The sequence below is a fragment of the Flavihumibacter stibioxidans genome (genome assembly GCF_014332695.1).
In the GTDB taxonomy this organism is placed as follows: Bacteria; Bacteroidota; Bacteroidia; order Chitinophagales; family Chitinophagaceae; genus Flavihumibacter; species Flavihumibacter stibioxidans.
Genome location: NZ_MBUA01000007.1, coordinates 1 through 9,970 on the forward strand (window position 1 = coordinate 1; position 9,970 = coordinate 9,970).

General features: G+C 42.3%; 7 protein-coding genes. 2 read left to right on the plus strand and 5 right to left on the minus strand.

The features are described from left to right. Positions 1-669 precede the first annotated feature (669 nt). From BC349_RS07005 to BC349_RS07025, 5 genes are all read right to left on the minus strand, one after another. Positions 670-1,209, minus strand: coding sequence for a hypothetical protein (locus BC349_RS07005; RefSeq protein WP_187256052.1), 540 nt, complete (start codon positions 1,207-1,209; stop codon positions 670-672). A gap of 1,648 nt (positions 1,210-2,857) precedes the next feature. Beyond that, positions 2,858-3,454 (minus strand): hypothetical protein, encoded by a 597-nt coding sequence (locus BC349_RS07010; protein WP_187256053.1) that lies wholly within the window; start codon positions 3,452-3,454, stop codon positions 2,858-2,860. Positions 3,455-5,153: 1,699 nt separating this feature from the next. Then, entirely contained in the window at positions 5,154-5,684 is a 531-nt protein-coding gene (locus BC349_RS07015; protein WP_187256054.1) for a hypothetical protein, read from the minus strand. 226 nt (positions 5,685-5,910) lie between these two features. After that, positions 5,911-6,654: a DUF2625 domain-containing protein gene (locus tag BC349_RS07020; protein ID WP_222840113.1), complete on the minus strand. Its 744-nt coding sequence runs from the start codon at positions 6,652-6,654 to the stop codon at positions 5,911-5,913. Positions 6,655-6,883: 229 nt separating this feature from the next. Next, complete coding sequence (locus BC349_RS07025; protein ID WP_187256055.1) at positions 6,884-7,354, minus strand: DUF4279 domain-containing protein; 471 nt, start codon at positions 7,352-7,354, stop codon at positions 6,884-6,886. 235 nt (positions 7,355-7,589) lie between these two features. Here BC349_RS07025 and BC349_RS07030 point away from each other — a divergent pair, with 235 nt between their 5' ends. Further along, positions 7,590-8,531, plus strand: a complete 942-nt coding sequence (locus tag BC349_RS07030) for a tyrosine-type recombinase/integrase (protein ID WP_187256030.1) — start codon at positions 7,590-7,592, stop codon at positions 8,529-8,531. Between the two features lie 3 nt (positions 8,532-8,534). After that, a complete protein-coding gene (locus BC349_RS07035) occupies positions 8,535-9,683 on the plus strand; it encodes an IS91 family transposase (RefSeq protein WP_187256029.1) in 1,149 nt (382 codons plus the stop codon). Positions 9,684-9,970 lie beyond the last annotated feature (287 nt).

Sequence of the window (9,970 nt, forward strand, 5' to 3'; positions counted from 1 at the left end):
CAAATGCCCTTGTTATGCGAATGGTTACTGGGCCCTGCCTATGCATTAACAGCCTGCTGAACGATTCTTCAGAGATTCACCCCAATTGTAAACTTTGCACCTCTAGAGTAACTGCAGAAGCTATTGTCCAAAGATTTTTTTCCAGCTCTTTTGCACCCCACCTTACACCGCGCCTTAGTATTGCAGTAGCGGAGTGCGGTGTTTTTGTGTCCTATTGGTTGTCTCTGTTTCCTAATCGCCCACCTTACCTAACCACGGAAATGCTGCACACTCAACACGCGGTGTAACACAACAGGCAGACACTTTCCATCCGGGGGTATCGTGCAGCCGATAATGTTATAAGTTCGATAGCAATGTTAAACCGAATGCTGCCCACCTGGCGGTTTGTTTTACAACTGACAACCAAGAACCCCGACACGCCCAGACCGTTTCACCAATATGTCTTCGCAGGGTGTGTGCAAAGTGCGAAGCCATTTCGCATAACGTTCAAGTATTGGCGAAGGCAGGGCCATTACTAACGTCCCGCCAAGCCAACCGATTTATTTATTAACAAATGTTCATTTATAATTCCAATAGCCTAATAGAAATCGTGACAAGTTTGGGCCGCTGCCCATCATTGATCTACTGATAAAGTTCCGTCGTCCCGCCCTGCTTTTGCCAATATTTTTGTTATAGGGCGTTAATATAAGCGTGACTTCCCAATTGTTCAACTAAATATTCAAATTCATAATAGTTTATTTTAAACCTGCAGTAATATTTCTTCTCCTTCTTTTTATTGTCATATTCAAAATCTTCGAAAACAATTTCTATTTCACGTGAATGATTAACTGATTGATTAAGCATTTTGAAAGTATATTTTGCATGTGCTATTGAATTACGAAGATGCCGTAATGTCGCCTCAATATCGGATTCATCCTTTTTTTTCTGTCTATCGTTATTCACAAAGTTGAATTTCTCAAGTAAGAGTTTTTCAATGTCCTCGCTCAATTTTGAGAAAAGTTTTTTTTCTTGTCCAAATACAAAGTAAATATATGATTGAGCCATTCGAATGCCTGGATTAAGCACCGTCCATTTTCTCTTTTCGTTTGTTTCAAGTAGAATTTGGTCTATTGTCTTTTTTCCATGAACTTGGTTGTCATGCACTCTATGTAGTACAGAGAAAGAGTCGTTTACTCCAATAAGAATGTCTGAGTCTGTAAATTCTGCCATAAATTGTTGTCGTTTTATAATGCCCTATAACGTTCAGGTATTTGTATTGCCAGGGCCATTACTAACGTCCCGCCCGGCGCGGCCGATATATTATTTACTAATGTCCATATTTATAACCAAAAGCCCAATTGAAATCGTGACAAGCCTGGGCCAATGCTCATCAATGATCTACAGCTGAAGTTCAATTGTCCCGCCCTGGTAATTCAAATACCACTGTTAGCCGATCAGGCTGATCCTCAATATTCCTTCCACTTGGTATGAGCAGCAGCATGTCCAAGTTTTATTCAGAGTATGCTCCCCAATACTGGTTGCTGATCATTTGCCAGCTTACAGGTGCCCGGTACCAAAACCATATTTGCCGTTTTTCAGGCACCCCACTTTGCAGATTCGTGTAATATTACATACTTGGAGTGCGGTGTTTGTGTTCGACCAAAATACAGCACCACGTTTATTGCCCACTTTACCCTTCCTTAACACCTTACACTAACAGCATGCGGTGTTACAATACCACATGACTGCTGCATACTAGTTATGCGGCGTTTCATCCGGAAATTGTGTCCTGCTGTTTTGTACCCCACTTTACCATTCGTTTTGCACCTGCACCCAGGGGTACCGTGCACCTGAACAATGATACAATTGCACATGACCCTAAACCAAAAGTTGCCCCTCTTACCACATACCTTGCTGCTGCAACCATGAATTTGGTGTATACACCCAGGGAAAGGTCTTACTATATTTTGCTGAATCACCCATTGCGATAGATTCCGCCTGTTCGGCTAACGGTTACGGATTGGCGAAAGCAGGGCCATTACTAACGTCCCGCCCGGCCCAGCCGATTATTTATTTACAAATGTTCATGTTTATTTTCAAAAGCCCAATTGAAAACGTGACAAGCCTGATCCGCTGCCGATCATAGTTCCAATGTCGATGGCCTTTGATGTCCCGCCCTGCCTTTTGCCAATACGCATGTTATGCGAATGGTTACTGGACCCTGCCTATACATTAACAGCCTGCTGAACAATTCGCCAGAGCTTCACCCCAGTTGCAACCTTAGCACCTCCAGAGTAACTCCAGGAGCTATTGTCCAAAGGTTTGTTTTCAGCTATTTTGCAACCCACCTTACACCGCGCTTTGGTATTGCAGTAGCGGAGTGCGGTGTTTTTGTGTCCTATTGGTTGTCTCTGTTTCCTAATCGCCCACCTTACCTAACCACGGAAATGCAGCACACTCAACACGCGGTGTAACACAACAGTTGGGCACTTTGCCTCCAGGGGTATCGTGCAGCCGATACTGTGTGTAGTTCAATAGCAATGTTAAACCGAATGCTGCCCACCTTACTATTTGTTTTTCAGCTTGCAAACAAGACCCCCGCACTTACAGTCTGCTGCACCAATAGTGCATTACAGATTGGGTGCAATGTAGCGAGGCCATTTCGCATAACGTTCGAGGCTTGCCGCAGGGCTGGAATTGTTGCTGTGTCTGCCCGGCAACTGAAGCCGATTTAAAAACTAAAGTTGAAGTTAGCAACTAAAAGCCAAATAAAATTCGGTCTTGCCAGATATTAGTTGATAGTTGTACAACTGCCGATTGTTACTTCGTCCGCCAGCCTTGCGGCAAACCTTTTGTTGGCGGTTCGTTGTTTTCACTTCTATATATCAAATATTTCTGGTAGTCCGTAAAGTTTAACGTTACTTCTGTTTTTAATAACGATAGGCACTTCATCTTTTTTTCTTTTACTTAATGCCATTCCTCTGTCTGCCAAGCCTGCCCAATGTTCTTTTGAGTTATATATATTGTGCATTATTGCAGCTTCAAATCGTGTCCTTTCTCTTTTATCAGAAACTTGGGCAACAAACACTCGGAATGATTTTAATTGTTCTTCTACTGCGTTTAAAATTTCCTCCTTTCTTGCAGTAAATTCTTCACGGTGAGTTCTTGCGTATGACCAGCCATGCCAAATTTCTACTCGTTTACCTTTCACTGCTTCACCTACATTAAACACGGTATAATTACCACTTTTATATTCCAAGGTATGCTGTCGAAATCTCTTTTGCGTAGACTTTGTTATCCCTGCACAGTAAACTAAGTAGCCATCCTTGTATTGAAATGTCCAAAGATAAATGCCTTCTGTGTCAGGCATTTTATCAAGACCGTTTTTAGCTTCGTAACCAGTCCAAGCAAATGGTCCTTGCCACTCTATTTCTCTAACTTCAATTATTGATGTGTCAATTTGTCGTAGTTCCACACTGTGATTAAATAGTTCGTGTCAATTTTGAAAGGTCTGTCTACAATGACCGCCAACGTTTCGGGATTTGGCTTGCCAGGGCAATTACTAACGTCCCGCCCGGCTCAGCCGATATATCTATTTACAAAAGTTCATATTTATAACCAAAAGCTAAATTGAAATCGTGACAAGCCAGTGCCGAAGCTCATCAATGATCTACAGCTGAAGTTCCAATGTCCCGCCCTGGTAAGCCAAATGCCCTTGTTATGCGAATGGTTACTGGGCCCTGCCTATGCATTAACAGCCTGCTGAACGATTCTTCAGAGATTCACCCCAATTGTAAACTTTGCACCTCTAGAGTAACTGCAGAAGCTATTGTCCAAAGATTTTTTTCCAGCTCTTTTGCACCCCACCTTACACCGCGCCTTAGTATTGCAGTAGCGGAGTGCGGTGTTTTTGTGTCCTATTGGTTGTCTCTGTTTCCTANGCTGCACACTCAACACGCGGTGTAACACAACAGTCAGGCACTTTCCATCCGGGGGTATCGTGCAGCCGATAATGTTATAAGTTCGATAGCAATGTTAAACCGAATGCTGCCCACCTGGCGGTTTGTTTTGCAATTTACATCCAAAGACCCCTGCACTTTCAGTCGGCTGCACCAATATTGTTCGACAGGTTGTGAGCATGATAGCGAAGCCATTTCGCATAACGATTAGGGATTTGGCTTGCCAGGGCCATTACTAACGTCCAGCCCGGCTCAGCCGATTTATTATTTACTAATGTCCATATTTATAACCAAAAGCCCAATTGAAACCGTGACAAGCCTGGACATATGCTCATCAATGATCTACTGCTGAAGTTCCAACGTCCCGCCCTGGTAAGCAAAATGCCCTTGTTGCCTGCAGTTTTTCGTCAATCCAACATATCACAATAGAAACCATGTGAGCTGTCAGTAGAAATGATTAATATTTTATCATGATTCGGCAACTTCGAATCATCGCGAAACACAATTACATTTTGTCCAAGAGTTTGGAGTTGCCACCAATACGGTCTAGGTGTATATGTGGGCAAGTAATTTAATGTGTCTAACGATGCATGTTCAGAAACTTTATAGCTATTTAATGAAATGATTCTTTCAATTTCCTTTGGGCACGTTTTGAACTCAATCCAAATACAACAGTCAAGTCTTGGCACAATTTGATCCGTAAAATTAAGCGTCTTAACACAAGTTTCATTGGCGGGTCCAAATATCGATAGATATGCATCGACCGGATTTCGAGGCTTTAATATGCCAATACTATCAGGTAATATATCATTTACCATTTTATACGCTTTACCAATAGCAATAAATGACAACCAAAAAAAAGAGAAAATAGCCAACAATAAAAAACCAATTGAATACATAATGGAATTAACGCTCCTATGCCTAAACCCATTTATCAGGAGAAAAAGGAAAAAAGAAGTGCATACTAATCCGATTATTATGGGAAGTGCAGGGTGTGTCATTAAATTGCAGGCAACGTTGAAGCATTGGCGTTTGTGGCGATAATAGAATTTCTTCGCGCCGGAACCAATGCTGATTAAAGATATAGTGTTGAGTGTAAATTCAAAAGCTTAATTAATAACGTCAAGCCAAAACTGAAGTTGATTATTTAATAAAATGCTGAATTTAATTACTTCAGCCGCCATAACGCCAATGCAGTGTTGGCTGCTGTACTGGTCAAAACAGCTTGACACCAAGTGATAAACTTATTGAGCCAAAATCTTCTTTAGTTTTCTTGTCACGATTAAAAACGTTTATATAAGAAACCTTGCCTGTCCATCTTTGTTTTTCAGAAAAGTAAAAACCAAACGATGGCTTCATTGCTAATAAAGTCTGTCCACTCACAAAGCTGGGTCCAGATACAAGCGATAAATACATTGTCTTAGTCGGATAAAATGATGCTCCTGCAAACACGTTTACCATTCCGCCAATATCAACAATTTCAGTTCCATCAGAATTCATCCTAAAAACTTTATCATCTTCAAGGTAAGCGTCCGCAGTTAAGTCAATTGTCGGTTTAAGCTTTGAATTATTAGTTAAGAATAGTTGAAGTCCTAAACCCATTCCCCATGGATTGTTACCAATTGTCCTGTCGTAAATGGTTTTATTATATTGTCCCTGTAGGTATGTAGAAACCTTACGTTGTGTCTGACAAAAGGATTGTGTCAATATAAAGCAAAGTGAAAATGTCGTTATGAACTTTTGCATAGAGAGGTCTTTTTGTATAGCAGCCAACGTTCAGGTATTGGCGAAGGCAGGGCCATTACTAACGTCCCGCTCGGCCAACTGATTTATTTATTTACAAATGTTCATTTATAATTCCAATAGCCTTATAGAAATCGTGACAAGTTTGAACCTATGCCCATCAATGATCTAATGATGAAGTTCCGACGTCCCGCCCTGCTTTAGCCAATATTTTTGTTGGTGGCAGTTCTTATTTTTGAATTCCAAGTTGCTTTCTCATATCAAGACTGAAATTGTATTGTTCCTCTATAGGTATAGCTCGTCGTGAAACTTTTTTCATGTCTTTGCCTTCTTTTGTCCACAAAGGCGGAAAGAAGTTAAAAGTCTTATCACCACTTAAAGTTTTTACTTCTTCCTTCCAATTTGTCCACCGATATCCTTTGTAGAATTTGTCAAGATTATTATTGAAGCAAAAATTCAAGAAATCTGTATAGGTCAAGTCAAGCGGTTCATACTTCAAATTATCTGGTGATAAGTAATATACGTTTCCTAAATCTTTTCCAAGTCCTCCACCGTTTAACAGGAAGAAGCCACCAATAGCGTCATCAGCTATAAGTAGAAAATTGGGCGCTTCTCCGAATTCCTGAAAAGATTTCCCTTTATTCCAATCAGGAAGTGTTCTTGGAAGTCTTGCATGACCTGAACCAAGAATTCTTATCCAACCATTATCTATTAGCAGTCCTCCTGTCATAAAGACTACTGAACCCATAGGTGAACGTGTAGTCACTTGTGTTTTAAATAATGCTTCCTTCGCTTTTGTTGTATCAACAGTCAGTATTTCAACCTTGTTCTTGGCGGTCTTTATCCATTCTTTCACTAATGACCAACCTGGGTCTTCGTTATTTATTAGTTCTTCAAGTGGGCGCATTTTTACTTGTCCGAATGTTGTCAATGTCACAAAGAGTGAAAGTATGATTGCTATTGTTTTTCTCATTGAATTTGAAGCTGTCTGCGAATTGCCACCAACGTGTTAGGGCTTGCTGCCGTGCTGGTATTTTATAACATTCAGCCCGGAACTGAAGCCGATTAATAATTTAAAGTTCAAGATAATAACTAAAAGCTGATAGTGAAAAATCATGCCGGGACAAAGGCTGACAGAGATACACAGCTGATATTTATTCCGTCAAGCCAGCATGGCTGCAAACCCATGTTGGTTGCAGTTGTTATTTTATCCTCCATTCTATATAATGTGATATGTCAATAAATTGTCTGAACAATGTTGATTTCGAACCAAACCCAAAATGTTCTTCTTTATTAAAAGTCATATAAATGAAAGCAATAATCTCAAAACTGTCTTTGTCAGCTATAAACTTTTTGATGTTATCTAGTTGAGGATTCAATAAGTTGAGCAGTTGGTCTGCATGTTCTTCAAATCTATTGCTCTGAGTCAAACTTTTGGTGTTTATGACCCAAAGAGTGTAGGGTCTTTGTCGATCCGTCTTTTCAACTTGTTTTGTGTTTGTGTTAAATTGTTTGCTTTCATAGTTTTCGTTAACACTAAAACCACGTGTTGGGTCAATATTTAATATGTCGGTTAACTGAAAGATGCTATAGACTTTGGTCTTGATCGTGTATTCTATTTCTATATCGGAGTAGTCGTAAAAAGTTAAGTCTTGCAGAATATTATCTGTCATAATGAAGTTTCTTGTTACAATTGCAACCAACGTTCCAGGTATTTCTGCAGTAGCGGAATTCCGTGATCCGTCAGCTAAAATTTATTACTAAAGTAGATTAGAATTATTGCAGATCAAAACATGTTCTTCAACCGCTATTGCTGAAATACCATGTTGCACTAAACCTTCGGTAGCCTTTCCTACTCAAATTCGGGGAACGGTTTGTAGCTTTTTGATATAACAAAAATCAAAATTTATGACTACTACAAACCGTTCTCCGCGTCCCTCTACACTGGTTGCCCAGGCATGTGCTAATGTAACTGGTTTTCATGATTTATTCAAGCGGCTCAAGCGTCGCATGAAGACATCCGGCAGAAGCGAAAGCACCCTCAACAATTACGCCCGGCACCTGGCACAGATGGCCTTACATTTCAACACGCTGCCTACTGAACTCGATGAAGATCAGATTGAAGATTACCTGTATCTCCTGCAGCAACAACACAACACGCCTTCGGAATCCTATTTCAAACACACTGTGTATGGCCTTCGGTTTGTATTCCGGCTGGAAGGACTGGATGACAAACGCATTGCCCTGCCTGCCATTCAACGGGAAGAAAAACTTCCGGTAATTCTGAGCCGGGAAGAAGTAAAACGGCTGCTGCACACACCTACTTTGCTTAAGCACCGGATCCTGATCGCTCTACTGTATGACTGTGGCCTTCGCTGTATGGAAGTGCGTAGCCTGCAACTCAAAGACATTGATCTGAACCGCCGCATGTTGCACATCCGGCAAAGCAAGGGCAAGAAAGATCGCTATGTTCCTATTGGCTCGGTACTGGCAGCCGGACTTCAAAAATACATCGATGCCGAAGGTCCTGTTAAGTGGCTCTTCAATGGCAAAGGCGATCCTTCAATTGAAGGCCGCAAAGGAGGCGATTTTGACAGCCGCTATTCCCAACGTGGTGTGCAGTGGGCCGTTACCCAGGCAGTCAAACAGGCAGGCATTAAAAAAGAAGTATCGGTTCATACCCTTCGTCATACCTATGCCACGCATTTATTGGAAGCTGGCATCGATATCATGACCATCCAAAAACTCTTGGGCCATGAGAGCATCGATACCACGATGATTTATTTACATGTTGCGCAACCCGTTGATCGACCACCCCTCAGCGTGCTGGATCAGCTTTACGGCAGGTAAACCGTGCAACCGGCTTTTGAACTGGCCACTATTCTGAACCTGCACTGGGAGCGAGCAAATGAGCAACTATCCTTAAACAGTTGGCAGTGGCGCACCCTGCATGCGATCCGGCGCTGCAGAACGGCAGCACTGGGCGGGCATATTGATCAGTGCGATAGTTGCGGGCACCTGCGTATCAGCTATAACAGTTGCCGCAATCGCCACTGTCCCAAGTGCCAGGGACAGCAGCGGGAAGCCTGGATGGCGGCCCGGCAGGAAGAACTATTGCCTGTTCCGTACTATCATGTGGTGTTTACATTACCGGAGGCGATCAATCAACTGGCGTTGCATAAACCGGCTGTTGTTTATGGTTTGCTATTCTCAACCGTTTGGAGTACGATTCAATCTTTTGCATCGGATCCAAAACACCTTGGTGCTCAAACCGGTATGATCAGCATCCTGCATACCTGGGGACAAACACTCACCCTGCATCCGCACCTGCATTGTATCGTTCCGGGTGGGGGTATCACTTCTACGGGCCATTGGAAAAGCACCCGCTGCAAAGGCAAGTTCCTCTATCCGGTAAAAGCCCTGAGTGCGGTATTCCGGGCCCGGTATGCAGCAGCCTTGCGAAAAGCGTTTCCGGAGCAGCCACCGGAATTTTTCAACCAGCTTTTTGCTACCCCCTGGGTAGTGTATGCCAAACGTCCTTTCGGTGGACCTGACCAGGTGATTGAATACCTGGGACGCTATACGCATAAGATTGCGATCAGCAATCATCGCATCACGGCAGTCAATGATCAAACTGTTCAGTTTACCTACAAGGATTACCGACAGGCAGGTACTAAAAAAGAAATGTGTTTATCTGCAGTAGAATTTATCCGGCGCTTTGCGCTGCACATCCTGCCTAAAGGATTTGTGCGGATTCGGCATTATGGGATGTTGAGTAATGCGGTAAAGCAGACATCACTTCCAACGATCCGGGAACAATTAACTCCGAAGCAGAACCGCAACAAAAAAGAGCAACCTACTGCAGAACTATCCGTACCAATTGAAGCCAGCTGTCCCTGTTGCAAAAAAGGCCGCATGCAACACGTGATGGATTTTGATCATCGGGGACCACCTATTGCAATATTGAACCAGGTAACATCAAATGTAAAGACGACCCTTTGAAAGCTGATTGCCGAACAGGCCTGGGAATTTTATATCCATTACCTATGAAAACATTGCATGATTGCCAGGAGAATCAATAGAAAATCCTGATCCGGAATAAAATTAGCTATCCTTTTGAAGGGAGTAAATCCATCATGCAACTCCAGATCAGTTTAATCCTCCGGTTTTCATTTCTTAAACCAGTAACTTCTACTATTCAAACCCCATAAGTAATAGCCCGGCTACCAAGGTTCCGTGCAACATCCGCTTCATCGTTGGCGCTTCGCACCCGACGAAGCTTAGTTGTT

Coding starts and splice junctions, on each gene's coding strand:
- BC349_RS07020 (WP_222840113.1), bottom strand. CDS start 6,654: ATGAGAAAAACAATAGCAATCATACTTTCACTCTTTGTGACATTGACA.
- BC349_RS07005 (WP_187256052.1), bottom strand. CDS start 1,209: ATGGCAGAATTTACAGACTCAGACATTCTTATTGGAGTAAACGACTCT.
- BC349_RS07025 (WP_187256055.1), bottom strand. CDS start 7,354: ATGACAGATAATATTCTGCAAGACTTAACTTTTTACGACTACTCCGAT.
- BC349_RS07015 (WP_187256054.1), bottom strand. CDS start 5,684: ATGCAAAAGTTCATAACGACATTTTCACTTTGCTTTATATTGACACAA.
- BC349_RS07030 (WP_187256030.1), top strand. CDS start 7,590: ATGACTACTACAAACCGTTCTCCGCGTCCCTCTACACTGGTTGCCCAG.